The organism is Pseudoalteromonas sp. SWN29, from assembly GCF_015864465.1.
GTDB lineage: Bacteria > Pseudomonadota > Gammaproteobacteria > Enterobacterales > Alteromonadaceae > Pseudoalteromonas.
Genome location: NZ_JADYXE010000051.1, coordinates 15,929 through 32,106 on the forward strand (window position 1 = coordinate 15,929; position 16,178 = coordinate 32,106).

Genomic DNA, 16,178 nt, shown 5'->3' on the forward strand with positions numbered 1-16,178 from the left:
CGCGTTTAATAAAATAAACGAAGAAGGTAAATAATACATTTACCTTCTTTTTAAAAGTATTAGCCTTTATAAATACTCTGTTGTTGAGCTGCAATGTTGTAGATTGGGGAATCTATATTATCTATATAACGCCAATCGGTTGTGATTTGCTCGTTTGTAATTGTCAGTATCATATATCCGCGGTGCGATAGGTCACAATAATTTAAGTCGTTTATTAACAATGAAAGCGAGTCAGCCATTTGCTTTGCTTGTGCAGTATTAAGCGCTAAATAATGCTCCATACCCGGGGATGTAACGCCAGGTGTTGCAAACTCTACTCCTACGCTTTCGCCTTTTGCATTTTTTAATATGCCATGCCACGCATTGTGCGTATCACCTGCAACCACTACTAACTTTTTATTTAACGTAGTAACGCTTTTATATAATGCTTCGCGCTCGCTTGGATAGCCGTCCCATGCATCTAAGTTGTAAGGCATTAAAGTATTTATGCGTGCTAGTTGCTCAGGAGTTACCGCTTTATTTGCTAACACCGCTTTTTTAATAGCGACTAACTCTTTTAATACCTCGGGTATTTTAGTGCGATCGGATTGCGAGAATATTTCAGTAGGTAGCCACATTTTAGTCATCAACACTTGCTGACCTAATACTTGCCACTTTGCATTTGATTGAGTTATTGCACTCGTAAGCCAGTTTAGTTGTGTGTTACCCAGTAACTGCCTTTTTGGACTATTTAAATCGCTCGCGAAGCGCGCAACATCCATTTGTTTGGTCTCTAGATTTTTATAGTCGCTGTAAGCGAGTTGTTTATCGCGTGCTATTACGCGAGTATCTAGCATGTGTAAGCTTATTAAATTACCAAAATCGAAGGTGCGGTATATTTGTGGGCTTTGCTCGCCCCTAGGCGGCCTAATTGGCAGCCATTCGTAATAGGCTTGAATGGCTGATGCACGGCGTTTAAAAAAGTCACCTTCATCAGGGGTGTGATTTTCAGCTCCTTCTTTATATGTGTCATTAGCAACTTCGTGATCATCCCATATTGCAATAAAAGGCGCTGCGGCATGCAGTGCTTGTAGGCCCTTATCTGTTCGATAAATAGCATAGCGTTTACGATAGTCACCAAGTGTAATAATTTCACCGCTGTTATCGGCGGCTAATTGGCGACCAATTTTTTCAGCATTTTCTGTCGCGTATCCGCCCATTGGGTATTCGTAAATATAATCTCCCAGGTGCAGCACTACATCTAAATCTTCTTGCTTAGCGGCATCTGTGTAAGCATTAAAATACCCTGCAGGATAGTTTGAGCAAGACACAACAACCATTTTTATTTGTTCAACATTACTAACCGGCAGAGTTTTAGCGCGGCCAATAGGGCTTTGTGTATTTAATCCAATAAAGCGATAAAAGTATTCTGTATTTGGAGTAAGGTCTTGCACATCTATTTTTATTGTAAAGTCGCGGCTTTTATCGGTTTGCTCGCGCCCGCTGCGAATAATATTTTTAAATTGAGAATCAATTGCCAACTCCCAAGCAACAGTTACTTCTAGCGTTAATTGAGAAGTTGTTGCGCGTGTCCATATTATTAAAGCATTACTGAGCGGATCGCCACTTGCTACCCCGTGTTTAAATTCAATTACCGATAGAGGCTTGCTCATTAATGTTTGAGCACAACCTGTAATGGCGCTCGATACCGCAACTGTAAATATGCTTGCTGCTGAGGTTTTTAAGAAATTTCGACGTGATGAAAGGGTCATATTGCACTTTTTTAATTATTAATAGTGGTGCGCACCTTAACGGTTAGATATGACGTTTTTATAAACGATAAATGTATTTACTGTGACGGTATTAATGCACTTAAAACTCTTTTATTTATTAACTAAAAAATAGTCAAAAAATTAAATTAAATGGTTAAATTAACGAGGTATGAATTTATCGAATTAAACAACCGGACATAAAGTCTTTTAATTATAATGGTTTATATTTTATTTTTATGTTGGCACAACCCTTGAGTATATAACTACGTCTAAACAATACACAAACAAGGAATACCATTATGAAACATTCAATTAAAATCGCTATGGCAAGTTTATTAGTGTTAGGTTCTGCGCAAGTTCATGCAGTAGAAGTGGACCTAGATGTAACTGATATATTAACTCAAAGTGTAACAAGCTACGTTAAGCAAACCACAATTGAGCTTGAAAAATCACTAAAGGAAACACTTTATTTTGATGCTAAAACTGTTTTAGAAAGTTTACTAGATGAGCCAGTTTTAATAGATAGCACAACGATTAAAAATACTGACGCTAGCGTTAAAAACGTAAAATAAACCACTTAAAGGATTAAAACGATGAGCAGTGAACTTGGATTATTTGCATTAATGTTAGCACCCGTAGTAAGCATGATTAGCGCTTATTACTCGGTTCAAGTGTTTAAAGCTATGGGAGGTTGGTTTAATCTTTAACCAATTATATAGCTGGTAATTAATTCGATTCATACAAAGCTGATCGACTTAGCAAAAGCGCACGTAAATAAAGGCAGAGTGTTTGAAATAAGTAGACTTTATGAAACGTGCGATTTTTCCATTACCCATTTTTATGTTACCTGAAGGTTTTACGCGATTACGCATATTTGAGCCTCGTTATTTAAATATGGTTAAAACCGCATTAAAAAATAATTCAGGGTTTGTGCTTTGTACATTTGAGCACGACACGCCATTTAATATAAGTGCGCAAGGTTGCCTTGTCGATATTATCGATTTTGACCAAGACGATAACGACGTACTATTAATTGATGTATTTGCCTCGCAAAATGTGCAAATAAACGATGTTTACCAAGACGAAGACGAACTACGTCATGGCTTAGTGTCGCCTTGCAATACGCCTTATTGGTATAAGGATTCTAACAACGACATTGGCGATCATTACCTATTACACGACGCGCTTAAAAACGTATTTGCAGGTAATTCAGAGCTTAATTTATTGTACAAAAAAACTCATTTTGACAAGTTGCCTTGGATTGCAGCACGTTGGCTTGAGCTCCTACCTATATCTATTGAGAAAAAACAGCAACTTGCGTTTGAAACGAACTTTGATAACTTGCTGAGTTTCCTCCATACTGTGATTAATAACGAATTTGCCTAAATTTTATGATCCTAAATTAATTATTGCCCGTATTACTTAATACAAAAGCAATAACGGGATAAATTATTATGGTAAGTCAACAACAGTCACCACGTTGTGAACCTAATACAGGTAAGTATACTGCCATGCCAGAAACGCCGAGTAAAGAGCTCATGCAAGCGCTTATAGATGTTGCGCAATCACGCGATAAAAAAGCATTTTCCTATTTATTTGAATACTTTGCGCCAAAAATTAAACGCTTTGGAATTAAGCAGTTTGGTGTTGAAGCGCAAGCTATGGAGCTTGTGCAAGAGACGTTAACATCAGTTTGGCGTAAAGCACATTTGTATCACAGTGAAAAAGGTGCGGCGACTACGTGGGTTTATACCGTTATGCGTAACGCTTCATTCGATATGCTTCGTAAAATGAAAAGTAATAAAGAAGAAAACATAAGCGAAGACATTTGGCCGTTATTAAACGACTCACAAGATACACATCACGAATACAGTGATCATTTAGAAGATAAGCAAATTAAACGCTACCTCGATAAATTACCTATTGCTCAACGCGAAGTGGTAAGAGGCGTTTATTTTCAAGACATGTCGCAAGAGCAACTTGCGCATCAACTTAATATTCCAGTAGGCACGGTAAAATCACGATTACGTTTGGCCTTGCAAAAATTACGTAATGAAATGGGAGATCAGCATGATTAAACATCACCCGAGTGAAACTTTACTGACACAGTATTGCGATGCATCACTTGCTACATCACTAAGTTTAGCCGTATCTATACATGTAGATATGTGCCCTGTGTGCCAAGCTAAAGTAGCCAAAATTGAAGCAAGTAATGCGGACGCATTATTTAGTGAAGAGCCAGCCAAATTTGAGAAACCTCAAACTGAGCAATCTGAATTACTTGAAGAATTTGAATTAAACGTACTTGATATGATCATGTCTGATGATTCTATCGATGAGGTTTATGAAGTTGAGCCTGTGTCTGTAAGTATTAACGAACACAATTACCAGCTGCCGCGTGCTTTAACACGTATTTCTCATAGCAAATTTACACAAGTTGGTAAGTTAGCGCGTTCTCGTGTTGCATTAGATGATGGCGCGCTGCGTTCAAGCTTATTGCATATTGATGCGGGTGGTGAAATTCCTGAGCATACACACACCGGATTTGAAGTTACTTTACTACTAGACGGTGAGTTTAGTGATGAAGATGGTAATTACGTACCAGGCGACTTTATTTGGCAAGATGGTAGTCATCAACATACACCTTTAACGAAAGATGGATGTTTATGCTTTACAGTTGTCAGTAGTGCGCTACATTTTAATAAGGGCTTCAGCAAGTTACTAAATCCAATCGGTAATTTGATTTACTAAGAGAATATATGCATACAGATATAATAAAAATAGGTATAAGCGCCTGCTTAGCAGGCGAAAAAGTTAGATTTGACACAGGACATAAAAAGTCAAATTTTTGTATGGATGAATTAGGCAAACACGTTGAGTACACACGTTTTTGTCCGGAGGTAGCAGTAGGTTTACCGATACCTCGTCCAACTATTCGTCAAGTTAAAGTAGGCGATACTATTAAAGTATGTCGCCCAGATGGTAGCGGCGAAGTAGGGCAACAACTTACCGAATATGGTAAAAAAATTGCAACTGAACAAGCTAAAGAACTAAGCGGATTCGTATTTTGTGCTAAAAGCCCGAGCTGTGGCATGGAGCGCATTAAAATATACAACGAAGCTGGTACAGGCAATACCTCAGAAGGTGTTGGTTTTTTTGCTGAGCAAATAATGAAGCATAACCCATTGTTGCCATGTGAAGAAAATGGACGTTTAAACGACATGCACTTACGTGAAAACTTTGTGATGAGAATTTACGTTTTTAAAAATTGGCAAAAGCTAGTACAAGAGCCGCTGTCGGTTCACAAGCTTACTCAATTTCATTCTCAGTATAAGTACTTGTTAATGGCTCATAATTACCAAGCTTATCGCGACTTAGGTAACCTACTAGGAACATATGTAGGCGATGATATAAGCGCAGTTGCTGATGAATATATTTTAGGTTTGATGACGGGTCTTAAAAAGCCAGCTTCTCGAAGAAATAATTGCAACACGCTAATGCATTTACAGGGTTACTTTAAAACATTTTTATCGAAGGTTGAAAAACAAGAACTTCGTGATGCAATAGATGAATATCGCGAAGGGTTAGTGCCATTGTATGTGCCACTTACTTTGCTAAAACATCATTTGAAGGTTCACCCAAATGAGTACCTTGAAAAACAAGTGTTTTTTAACCCTTACCCTCACGATTTAAAACTACGATTTGGTATTTAATGGATACATTATTTTGGTTCAGGCGCGATTTGCGCCTTTTTTCTAACGAAGCGTTAATTCAAGCGCTAAATAATGGCGCTAAACACGCCATTTTTTTTGTGTCTGAAAAACAGTGGCAACAACACCAAACTGCGCCTATTCAGATTGACTTACTCAAGCGCCGAGTTACTTATATTCAATCTCAGCTTGCTGATTACGGCATTACTTTACATGTTATTGAAGCGCCAAGCTTTTGTGATTGTACGCGTGAGCTTATTGATTTTTGTAAATCAAATAATGTAAAACACGTAATTGCTAATACAGAATATGAGCTTAATGAAGTAAACCGCGATAAAGCAATTTTGCATAAATGCGATGAGCTTTCTATTACTTTTACTTTGTACGAAGGTGATTTGATTGCACCGGTTGGAACGGTTAAAAATCAAAGTAATGAAATGTATAAAGTGTTTACTCCATTTAAGCGAGCATGGTTAAAGCAGTACCAAGATACACACTTTAGTTTGCCGCAATGGCCTCTCAGCTCTGAGCCAATAAAGTTTGATGAAAGTGACTTACTAAAAAGTGATGGAAGCTCTGATAAGTGGCCGGTTGACGATGAAACACTAGCAACCGTGGTCGATAACTTTATATGCGATAAGCTAACAAGCTACGACGATCAGCGTGATATTCCTAGCATAAAGGGTACATCGGGTTTAAGCCCTTATTTAGCACTAGGTATTGTAGGTACTAAGCAGCTACTTATTAATATTCAACAGCGCTATCCAGATATTTTAACTACGTCGAAAAGTAAAACCTTTACGTGGATTAACGAGCTGATATGGCGTGAGTTTTACAGACACTTAATTGCTGAGTTTCCTAAGCTTTCGCGCGGCGATAACTTTAACGAAAAGTATAACGCGGTAGTGTGGCGTAAAAACGAAAGTGAATTTAAAGCATGGTGCGAAGGGCGTACAGGTTACCCGTTAGTGGATGCTGCAATGCTACAACTAAAGCAAACCGGTTGGATGCATAACCGTTTGCGCATGGTTGTTGCGAGCTTTTTAACCAAGCATTTATTGATAGATTGGCGTGAAGGCGAACGCTTTTTTATGCAGCACTTAATTGATGGCGATTTAGCTTCAAATAACGGTGGTTGGCAGTGGGCAGCTAGTACGGGGTGTGATGCTCAGCCTTATTTTAGAGTGTTTAATCCTATCAGGCAAAGCGAGCGCTTTGATCCAACTGGCAAGTTTATCCGTAAGTATTTGCCAGAGCTTGAAAACGTGCCAGATAAACACATTCATTTTCCACACACTTATTTAGCCGCAATAGGTAAAGATAAGGAATGTTACTGGCCAGCAATAGTTGATCATAAAGCGGCACGAGAACGTGCACTTGCTGCATTTAAGGTGTGATATGGATAACCAGTTACCAGTAGATAAATTTGTTGAAATATACCAACAGCTTGATAGTACAAATCTTGATTTATTAAGTGATATTTACTGTGACAACATACAGTTTATAGACCCAATGCATGAAATTAATGGCATTGTGGAATTACGCAGATACTTTGCTAACTTGTACAGTAACGTTAAACATTGCCAGTTTGATATTAGTGATTCGTTTAATAGCGGCAATAACGCTTTCATCTATTGGACTATGCACTACGCACATCCAAAACTTTCATCAGGTAAAACCATATCAGTGGAAGGTCATAGTAAGCTTATTTTTGAAAATGGCAAAATTATCAAACACCGAGATTACTTTAATGTAGGCGAGTTGTTATATAAGCATATTCCTTTACTTGGTAGTGTTATAAAGCTAATTGATAAAAGGGCAGGTTAATTATGATCACACTTATAACGGGAGCTACTTCAGGTATTGGTGAGCAGCTAGCAATTAAATATGCGCAGTTGGGAGATACGGTTATTGCCTGTGGTCGTAATAGTGAAAAGCTCGCTGAGCTTGCTAAATACGACAATATTCAAGCATGCAAATTTGATGCAACTAATCTACAAGACATTAAAGAGTCTACTATTGGCTTTCCTCATTTTGACCGTGTTATTTTAAACGCGGGTAACTGTGAATATATAGATGACGCGCGAAATTTTGATAGTGCATTGTTTGAACGTGTAATAAACGTAAATTTACTCTCTATGGGGTATTGCCTTGAGGCGCTACTTCCTAAAATAAATTCAGGTGGTCAGCTTGTTTTGGTCAGCTCAAGTGTTACTTACCTTGCGCTACCTCGCTCAGAAGCTTACGGAGCATCAAAAGCGGGTGTTAGCTATTTAGCCAAAAGTCTTGCAGTTGATTTAAATGATGTTGATGTGACTTTAGTTCATCCTGGTTTTGTGAAAACTCCGCTTACTAATAAAAATGATTTTCCAATGCCGATGGCAGTTACCGCACAAAAAGCGGCTGACTACATGATTAAAGGAATACATAAACGCCGTAAAGACGTTCACTTTCCGTATCGTTTTACACTTATATTAAAAGCACTGCGCATTTTGCCGCTCCCGATTTGGCTTAAAATCGCAAAAGGATTAGCCCGTTGAAAAAAATAGCAATAATAGGAACTGGTGTATCTGGTTTAACATGTGGGCATTTGCTTCACAAACATTATGATGTAACCGTATTTGAAAAAAATGATTATATTGGTGGTCATACAGCAACTGTTGATGTTGACGTGTGTGGCATAAAATACGCAATAGACACCGGTTTTATTGTGTTTAATGACAGAACTTACCCATACTTTGAAAAGTTACTATCGCGTATTGGTGTAGATAAACAAACAACGCAAATGAGCTTTAGTGTTCATAACGAAGCTACTGGTTTTGAATATAACGGCCATACGTTTACAAGTTTATTTGCACAGCGTCGTAATATTTTTAGACCAAAGTTTTGGCGTTTATTGTACGACATTGTTAGGTTTAATAAGTTATGTAAAGCTTTGCACGAAAAAGATGATTACCAATCTGATCAATCATTAGGGCAACTGCTTAGTGACAATCACTTTAATGACTTTTTTAAATACCATTATATCCTTCCGATGGGCGCGGCTATTTGGTCTACCAGTATTAAAGAAATGGAAAATGTAGGCGTTGAATTTTTTGTTAAGTTCTTCTTTAATCATGGCCTTTTAGATGTAACAAACAGACCACAGTGGTATGTAGTACCAGGTGGCTCTCGTCAGTATATTAAGCCACTGATCAGAGGCTTTGCTGATAAAATTAAACTTAATACAGATATTAAATCTGTTACGCGTCAAAATGATGAGGTAACAATAGAGTTTGCCAATGGTGAATTAAGTAAGTTTGATAAAGTAATATTTGCTTGTCATTCAGATCAGGCGCTTGCACTACTTGGTGATGCGACTGAGCAAGAAAAGTCAGTATTGGGTGCAATAGCTTACACTGAGAACTCAGTTGTGCTGCACACCGATACAAACCTTTTACCTGATAGAAAAGCGGCATGGGCAAGTTGGAATTACCTACTTAATAACAACACAGATAAAGCAGCTGTTGTTACTTACCAAATGAATATTTTGCAAGGTATACAATCGGATACACAGTTTTGTGTAACGCTTAATCACCTTGAAGGCATAAACCCAAGTAAAATTTTGCGCGAGTTTACTTATCACCACCCTGTATTTAACCAAGAGTCTATTGCCGCTCAAAAGCTTAAACACAGTATTGACGGGCACAATAATAGTTATTTTTGTGGTGCTTATTGGTACAATGGTTTCCATGAAGATGGCGTACACAGTGGTGTAGATGTAGCTAATCAACTTGGGGTCGAATTTGACTAGTGCAGTGTATTTGGGCGATGTAAAACATCGCCGTTTTGCTGTTAAAGAACATCGTTTTAGTTACCCGTTATATATGATGTGGGTAGATTTAAATAATCCTCAGCAAATAAATGGTGTACATAAACAGTTAGGTACATCAGGCTTAAAAGCCTTAAAGTTTAATGAAGCAGATTATCTTAAAAATATATCAGCCCCTAACCAATATCCCATTATTGAACGCGCACATGAACAACTTGCTGCATTAGGTGTAGATGAGACGTTTACTCATGTTTATATGCTCGGGCAACTTCGTTGTTTTGGTGTGTATTTTAGCCCTGTTAATTTTTACTTTTTTGGTTATAACGACACCCATTTTAAGTACATGATTGCTGAGGTTAGTAATACACCATGGAACGAACGTCATTATTATTTAGTCCCTTTAGAAAAAAAAGTGAACTTTAAGAAGGTTTTTTCCGTATCACCTTTTATGAATCTAGATATGAACTATCATTGGCATGTTAAACAATCGCCTGATAAAACATTGATACACATTGAAAATAAGCGAAATGAAGAGTTATTATTTGATGCAACACTTCGCTTAAAACGTAAAGAACTCACTAACGAAGAACTAAGTAAGTTGTTTAAACGTTTTCCGGCCATGACATGGTCTATTTTCAAAGGTATTTATTATCAAGCATTAAAGTTGTTTATAAAGCGAGTGCCTTTTTTAGGTCACTCAGGTAAGCCATAAAGCACATAGGTAGTCAGGATAATTAATAGGTATTTTAATGGATAAAGTGTCGAGCTTAAATTGCGAACAAAGCACTAGTTGGTTAACTAATATATATAAAAAATTAGTGACTAAAGCCTTTTCGTCAATTGAAACAGGTCAAGTTGTTTTAATTGACGCAAATGAACGTACAGTTTTTGGTGATGCATCGTCAGCACTAAAAGCAACAGTAACAGTTAACGATAAAGCAATGTACAAGGCATTTGCGTTATCAGGTAGTGTTGGCGCTGGTGAATCCTACATATTAGGGCATTGGTCTTGCGACAATTTAACGTCATTTATAGAAATCTTTGCTATAAATGAAAAACAACTCGATGAGTTCGAAAAGAAATTCGCATTTTTCAGCAATATAGCCCACCGATTTAATCACATAAAAAATAAAAATTCTGAATCGGGATCTAAGAAAAATATTGTTGCTCATTACGACTTAGGTAACGATTTGTATGAATCATTTTTAAGTAAAGAAATGCTTTATTCAAGTGCTGTATATCCTACAAAAGAAGCCACACTTGAAGAGGCTCAGCAATACAAGCTTAAACGCATTTGTGAGCAAGTTGAGCTTCAAAAAAATGATTCAGTAATTGAAATTGGTACAGGGTGGGGGGCATTTGCTATATATGCAGCCACACATTACGATTGCCATGTATCAACAACAACCATATCTGATGAGCAACATGATTATGTAGCTAACAAGATTGTTGAACTTGGTCTTGAAAGTAAAATAACATTACTCAAGCTCGACTACAGGCTACTAAAAGGTAAATACGACAAGCTTGTTTCCATTGAAATGATAGAAGCAGTGGGTCATGATTATTTGCCGAGCTTTTTCACTCAGTGTGGTGAGCTCCTAAAAGACGATGGCGCCATGCTTATTCAAGCAATTACTATTGGCGATCAGCGTTATAAGCATTACCTTAAAAACTCTGACTTTATTCAACAGTATATTTTTCCGGGTGGGTGCTTGCCGTCACTTAACGAAATGAGTGAGCAAATTAAAAACAGCACCGATATGGTTATTCATACCGTTAATGATATTGGCGCTCACTACGCTCGAACATTAGCAGATTGGCGAACTCGTTTTATAAAAAGCTGGCCTGATTTGGACCGCTCTAAATTTGATGAACGCTTTTACCGTTTATGGTTATTTTACTTTGCTTATTGTGAAGGTGCGTTCAGAGCAAGAGCGACCAGTACTGTGCATTTAATGGCACGTAAACCACGTTTTATTAGCGATAACGATGATATTGCGCTCAATTACTAATTTTGTTTTGTTTCAAGCAGTGTGGTTTTTATCACTGCTGCTTGAAGCTGATTCGCTAATTTTTAGCGGATTAATTATTATTTTAATGTTTTTGCTGTCAAAGCAAAAAAAGCAAGACACCTTACTGCTAGTCAAAGCGCTACCTTTAGCCCTGTTGTTAGAATTTATAGCGGTAAAGTTAGGCTTGTTAGAATTTAAAGTATATCCCTTCCCCCTATGGCTTGTTTTTTTATGGGCTGCATTATTACTTTCTTTAAATACCTCTATGGTCTTTTTAAGCAGATTAAAACTTTGGCAAGCCTTTTTAGTGTGCATTGCTTTTGCGCCTGCAAGTTATTGGGCCGGTGGTCGTTTTGAAGTTATAAGCCTAGGATTACCTTTATGGCAATTTTGGCTTGTTTACGGCGTACTTTGGTCTGCAGTGTTTACCGCTATCCTTTTTATAAACCAAAAAATAAAGTTATTTATTAACCGTTGATCGGCAATAATTTTCACTTCGTAACATTACCCAGTTATTCAAAGGGAGCTCATTTTGAAATTTTTACTAAAGGCAGTTACTTTTTATTTGCTTACAACTTCAATTGTTTTAGCCAACACACAATTTAGTAAAGTGGGTGAGGCGCGAATGGAGTATTTATTTTGGGATGTGTATGACGCTGTGCTATTTACCCCTTCCGGTAATTACAGTGAAGGAACACATCCTGTTAAATTTAAGCTCACCTACTTACGAGACTTTGATGCTAGAGAAATAGTGAAAGCAACTAATGAGCAGTGGGAATATATTGGAAAAACAGGGTTAGCTGACAAGTATGACAGTAAATTAATGTCGATTTGGCCTGATATTAAACAAGGTGATTCGCTAACGTTAATCACAAATGATCAGGGTATGAGCACTTTTTATCATAATGATGAAAAAATTGGTGAAGTTAATGAACTTCAATTTTCGAGTGATTTTTTAGCCATTTGGCTTGATGAAAAAACCTCTGAGCCAAAACTACGAAAGCAACTATTAGGGAATTAATATGAATGTATTAAACATGTTTAAAACGGTGGTTATATGCTTATCTGCTGTGCTGTTAATTAGCTGTTCGGCACCAAATGTTGAACATTATAAAAATACATCACCAAATTTTGACTTTAAAACATTTTTTAGTGGAAATTTGAAAGCCTACGGTGTTGTACAAGACTTTAAAGGCGAATTAACCCGTAAGCTTGTTGTAGACATGAATGCAACTTGGGATGGTAATGAGGGCGTTATTGAAGAAGACTTTGTTTACGACGATGGCGAAACTCAAAAGCGTATTTGGAAAATAACGCTAAATAACGACAATAGTTTAACGGGTACTGCGGCCGATGTTATAGGTACGGCAAAAGGCAAAAGCGATGGTAGCGTATTTCATTGGAATTACGATGTAGCGCTTCCATACGATGGCAGCACTTTAGAAGTCAATTTTGACGATTGGATGTACCTGGTTACACAATCGCGCTTGATAAACCGTACATCTATTGTTAAGTTTGGTGTCGAGGTCGGGGAAGTGACCTTAGTTATCGAAAAAATATAGCTTATTTACCCAGTTGCTTAACTTGCGCCAAAATTGTACTCAAATTAAGTCTTCGTTAACCCAACACGCTGTATTTTACAGAGAATTATTTAAATTTTACTCATTTTTTAAGAATTTAAGCAAAAAATGCAATTTGCTGTTGCTAACTCTTTAAAAATGCATAAAGATAGGTTTTGCGAAGGCAAAATAATAACGAATAGGAATCTAACAATGAATAAAGCTCAATTAGTTGAAAAAATTGCTACTGATGCAGAAATCTCTAAAGCCGCTGCTACTCGTGCTCTTGACGCGTTTACAGGTGCTGTAACTTCTTCTTTAAAAGAAGGTGATTCAGTAGCTTTAGTTGGTTTTGGTACTTTCTCAGTAAAAGAACGTGCAGCTCGCACTGGCCGTAACCCACAAACGGGTGCTGAGATCCAAATCGCAGCGGCAACTATCCCAAGCTTTAAAGCAGGTAAAGGTCTTAAAGACCAAGTAAACCTTTAATTGGTTTAACGAATTAAATTTAAAAAAGAGCTATTTAGCTCTTTTTTTTTATGTTTAAAAAGCCGCTATATAACGGCTTTAATCGATGAATGTTATGCTTTTAGCGCTTTATCACCTCGGCCAATGCCAACAGCACCTGAGCGAACAACTTCTATAATATCGGTTTCGTGACGAAGAGTGTCTAAAAACGATTCTATTTTGTCTGTACTGCTAACTAATTGCAGGCTGTAGCTTTGTCGGCCCATATCTAAAATAGCGCCTTGAAATACATCAACTACGCGGGTAACCGCTGCACGAGTCGTCTCATCTTGGGCAAATACCTTAACAAGTAATAACTCTCGCTCAATATGACTCATTTCCGTTAAATCGATAATTTTAAGCACATCTACAAGTTTATTAACTTGTTTAGTAATTTGCTCAACGACTCTGTCATCACCCATAGTGGTAATAGTAATACGCGACAATGACTGATCGTCTGTTGTGCCTACAGTTAGACTGTCGATGTTGTATGCGCGCTGTGAAAAAAGCCCGACAATACGCGATAGGGCACCCGGTTCGTTTTCTAATAGAATAGATAAAATACGACGCATTATGCTTTTACTCCTTTACGTAACCACATCTCATCAATGCCGCCTAACTTAATTTGCATTGGGTATACATGCTCTTTTTCATCAACGTTTATATCTAAAAATACCAAACGATCGGTAATGCTCATTGCTTTATCTATAGCCGGTTGTAATTCATCTAATGTATTTACTTGTATGCCTACATGCCCGTAGCTTTCAACTAGCTTAACAAAATCAGGTAGTGAGTCCATGTAAGATGATGAATGACGTCCGCCATAAACCATATCTTGCCATTGGCGTACCATACCTAAAGAACGGTTATTTAGGGATACAACTTTTACCGCTAAGTTGTACTGCAAACAGGTAGATAACTCTTGAATATTCATTTGAATAGAGCCATCACCTGTAATACATACAGACTCTTTATCAGGAAAAGCAAGTTTTACGCCCATAGCTGCAGGTAAACCAAAGCCCATAGTGCCTAGCCCGCCTGAGTTAATCCATTGGCGAGGATGCTTAAATGGATAATACTGCGCTGCAAACATTTGGTGCTGACCAACATCTGAGCTGATATAAGCATCACCATTTGTTGCTTTGTAAACCGCTTCAATTACAGCTTGTGGTTTAATTTTTTCGCCATCAGTCGTGTTGTAGCTTAAGCATTTTTGTTCACGCCAACTGATAATTTGACGCCACCAATCTTCTTGTGCGCTGCGATCAATTTTAATAGGGCTTTTATCAATGCCGGCTTGTAGTTGTTCTAGTACTGTAGCTAAGCAACCAACAACCGGTATGTGCGCTTTAATTGTTTTAGAAATAGAAGTTGGATCGACATCAACATGAACAATGGTGGCATTCGGACAAAACTTTTTAACGTTATTGGTAACACGGTCATCAAAGCGTGCACCAAGCGCTAAAATCACATCGGCGTTTGCCATTGCTTTGTTAGCCTCAAGCGTGCCGTGCATGCCTAGCATACCTACAAAGTTTGGATGTACGCCAGATATACCGCCAAGGCCCATTAGTGTATTGGTAATGGGTGCATTTAACGATTCAACTAAATGCGTTAATTGCTCTGATGTATTTGAAATAACAATACCGCCGCCAGAGTAAATAACCAGTTTTTTGGCCTCTAGAATAGTTGTTACCGCTTTACGGATTTGTTTTGAGTGCCCTTTAGTATTAGGGCTGTATGTTCTTAGTTCTGTTGTTTTAGGGAAATCGTATGCAAACTTAATTGCAGGGTTAAGCATATCCTTAGGAAGCTCAACCACAACAGGGCCTGGGCGACCTGTACTGGCAATATAAAAAGCTTTAGCTAAGATGGTAGGAATTTCTTTAGCGCTTCTACAGTTAAAGCTATGTTTAACTACAGGGCGCGAGCAACCTACAATATCGGTTTCTTGAAATGCATCATCGCCTATTAAACTAGTAGGAACTTGGCCGGCTAGAACAACCATAGGGATTGAATCCATATAAGCAGTTGCAATGCCTGTTATGCAGTTTGTAGCGCCTGGGCCTGAGGTTGCAAGTACAACACCAACTTCGCCTGTAGCACGGGCATAACCATCAGCCATATGCGTAGCTGCTTGTTCATGGCGTACTAATATATGCTCAATATCATCTTGCTGAAAAAGTGCATCATATAAATCTAAAACCGATCCACCGGGGTAGCCAAATATGTATTTTACCTTTAACTCTTTTAATGCCTGAACTACTAGTTCAGAACCATTATATTCTTGTTTGCTCATCCTCATTCCTCTGTGCGCTTTTTTATGCATAAAAAAACCCCCGCGTAGTGCGAGGGTTTTTAAAAAGCAGTATCACCTTTTAATACATCCCCGCTGGGCTTATAACTAAGACCAGTTCGAGTACGACTAAAAGATTAATGTGTGTGTTCATAGTTTTTACTCTACTTAGCAAAACACTGCTTTTAAATTAAAAGTTCTGTATAGGTTTATTTTTAAGGGTTTTTAGGCGTCACGTCAACCTTAAAATCGTTTATTTGCATTAAAATTTCATTTTCGTTGCGTTTGTAATTTTAAATTGTCAAAAGTAAGGGTTTTGATTGGTTTATTTGGAAGAAATTATGCAGGTTGATATTGAGTGTATGTGGTATGCATTTACAAAAAAAAGCCCGCTAAATTAGCTAACACCATTCAGTTAAGCATGCTTTGACTTAATGGTGTACCGAGTTTTTGATATTCGAACGGTCCTACTTTTGGGCCGTTTTCTTTTTTCTGGAAGAATATAACGTTTCACTCGTTCTCGCATTGCCCT

Annotated in this window: 18 protein-coding genes; 15 read left to right on the forward strand and 3 right to left on the reverse strand. The window is 37.7% G+C overall.

Annotated elements, in window-relative coordinates; all coding sequences use genetic code 11:
- Positions 1–59: 59 nt before the first annotated feature.
- Positions 60–1,751, reverse strand: a complete 1,692-nt coding sequence (locus I6F53_RS16850; RefSeq protein ID WP_197240415.1) for an alkaline phosphatase D family protein — start codon at positions 1,749–1,751, stop codon at positions 60–62.
- Positions 1,752–2,050: 299 nt separating this feature from the next.
- Between I6F53_RS16850 and I6F53_RS16855 the strand changes: the two genes are divergently transcribed.
- The 15 genes from I6F53_RS16855 to I6F53_RS16925 all read left to right on the forward strand — a co-directional run bounded on the left by I6F53_RS16855 (position 2,051) and on the right by I6F53_RS16925 (position 13,332).
- A complete protein-coding gene (locus I6F53_RS16855) occupies positions 2,051–2,323 on the forward strand; it encodes a hypothetical protein (protein WP_197240416.1) in 273 nt (90 codons plus the stop codon).
- A 235-nt stretch (positions 2,324–2,558) separates the two neighbouring features.
- Positions 2,559–3,137 carry an LON peptidase substrate-binding domain-containing protein gene (locus I6F53_RS16860; RefSeq protein ID WP_166376597.1) on the forward strand — a complete coding sequence of 193 codons (579 nt, stop codon included), beginning with the start codon at positions 2,559–2,561 and terminating at the stop codon, positions 3,135–3,137.
- A gap of 68 nt (positions 3,138–3,205) precedes the next feature.
- On the forward strand, positions 3,206–3,829 hold the full coding sequence (locus tag I6F53_RS16865; protein WP_010552978.1) for a sigma-70 family RNA polymerase sigma factor: 624 nt from the start codon (positions 3,206–3,208) through the stop codon (positions 3,827–3,829).
- The gene (locus tag I6F53_RS16870; protein WP_165728012.1) at positions 3,822–4,502 is read left to right on the forward strand and encodes a ChrR family anti-sigma-E factor; all 681 of its coding nucleotides are present in this window, start codon (positions 3,822–3,824) and stop codon (positions 4,500–4,502) included. Before I6F53_RS16865 ends, I6F53_RS16870 begins: the two co-directional genes overlap by 8 nt.
- 8 nt (positions 4,503–4,510) lie before the next feature.
- On the forward strand, positions 4,511–5,464 hold the full coding sequence (locus tag I6F53_RS16875) for a YbgA family protein (protein ID WP_166420547.1): 954 nt from the start codon (positions 4,511–4,513) through the stop codon (positions 5,462–5,464).
- Positions 5,464–6,858 (forward strand): deoxyribodipyrimidine photo-lyase, encoded by a 1,395-nt coding sequence (phrB, locus tag I6F53_RS16880; protein ID WP_197240421.1) that lies wholly within the window; start codon positions 5,464–5,466, stop codon positions 6,856–6,858. Before I6F53_RS16875 ends, phrB begins: the two co-directional genes overlap by 1 nt.
- Before the next feature lies 1 nt (position 6,859).
- Positions 6,860–7,288, forward strand: a complete 429-nt coding sequence (locus tag I6F53_RS16885) for a nuclear transport factor 2 family protein (protein ID WP_007580706.1) — start codon at positions 6,860–6,862, stop codon at positions 7,286–7,288.
- A 2-nt stretch (positions 7,289–7,290) separates the two neighbouring features.
- Complete coding sequence (locus I6F53_RS16890; protein ID WP_165728008.1) at positions 7,291–8,001, forward strand: SDR family NAD(P)-dependent oxidoreductase; 711 nt, start codon at positions 7,291–7,293, stop codon at positions 7,999–8,001.
- Positions 7,998–9,254, forward strand: coding sequence for an NAD(P)/FAD-dependent oxidoreductase (locus I6F53_RS16895; RefSeq protein ID WP_197240427.1), 1,257 nt, complete (start codon positions 7,998–8,000; stop codon positions 9,252–9,254). Before I6F53_RS16890 ends, I6F53_RS16895 begins: the two co-directional genes overlap by 4 nt.
- Positions 9,247–9,984, forward strand: a complete 738-nt coding sequence (locus I6F53_RS16900; protein ID WP_197240429.1) for a DUF1365 domain-containing protein — start codon at positions 9,247–9,249, stop codon at positions 9,982–9,984. The genes I6F53_RS16895 and I6F53_RS16900 overlap by 8 nt, the downstream gene beginning before the upstream one ends.
- 37 nt (positions 9,985–10,021) lie before the next feature.
- A complete protein-coding gene (locus I6F53_RS16905) occupies positions 10,022–11,284 on the forward strand; it encodes an SAM-dependent methyltransferase (RefSeq protein WP_197240430.1) in 1,263 nt (420 codons plus the stop codon).
- Positions 11,262–11,762, forward strand: coding sequence for a DUF2878 domain-containing protein (locus I6F53_RS16910; protein WP_197240432.1), 501 nt, complete (start codon positions 11,262–11,264; stop codon positions 11,760–11,762). Before I6F53_RS16905 ends, I6F53_RS16910 begins: the two co-directional genes overlap by 23 nt.
- A gap of 54 nt (positions 11,763–11,816) precedes the next feature.
- Positions 11,817–12,305, forward strand: coding sequence for a chalcone isomerase family protein (locus I6F53_RS16915; RefSeq protein WP_197240433.1), 489 nt, complete (start codon positions 11,817–11,819; stop codon positions 12,303–12,305).
- A gap of 1 nt (position 12,306) precedes the next feature.
- Positions 12,307–12,846, forward strand: a complete 540-nt coding sequence (locus I6F53_RS16920; RefSeq protein WP_197240434.1) for a DUF3833 domain-containing protein — start codon at positions 12,307–12,309, stop codon at positions 12,844–12,846.
- A gap of 210 nt (positions 12,847–13,056) precedes the next feature.
- A complete protein-coding gene (locus I6F53_RS16925) occupies positions 13,057–13,332 on the forward strand; it encodes an HU family DNA-binding protein (RefSeq protein WP_008166804.1) in 276 nt (91 codons plus the stop codon).
- Positions 13,333–13,424: 92 nt separating this feature from the next.
- Here I6F53_RS16925 and ilvN read toward each other — a convergent pair whose 3' ends face one another.
- Both ilvN and I6F53_RS16935 read right to left on the reverse strand, forming a co-directional pair.
- Positions 13,425–13,922, reverse strand: coding sequence for an acetolactate synthase small subunit (gene ilvN / locus I6F53_RS16930; protein ID WP_002960314.1), 498 nt, complete (start codon positions 13,920–13,922; stop codon positions 13,425–13,427).
- Entirely contained in the window at positions 13,922–15,649 is a 1,728-nt protein-coding gene (locus I6F53_RS16935; RefSeq protein WP_197240435.1) for an acetolactate synthase 3 large subunit, read from the reverse strand. Before I6F53_RS16935 ends, ilvN begins: the two co-directional genes overlap by 1 nt.
- Positions 15,650–16,178 lie beyond the last annotated feature (529 nt).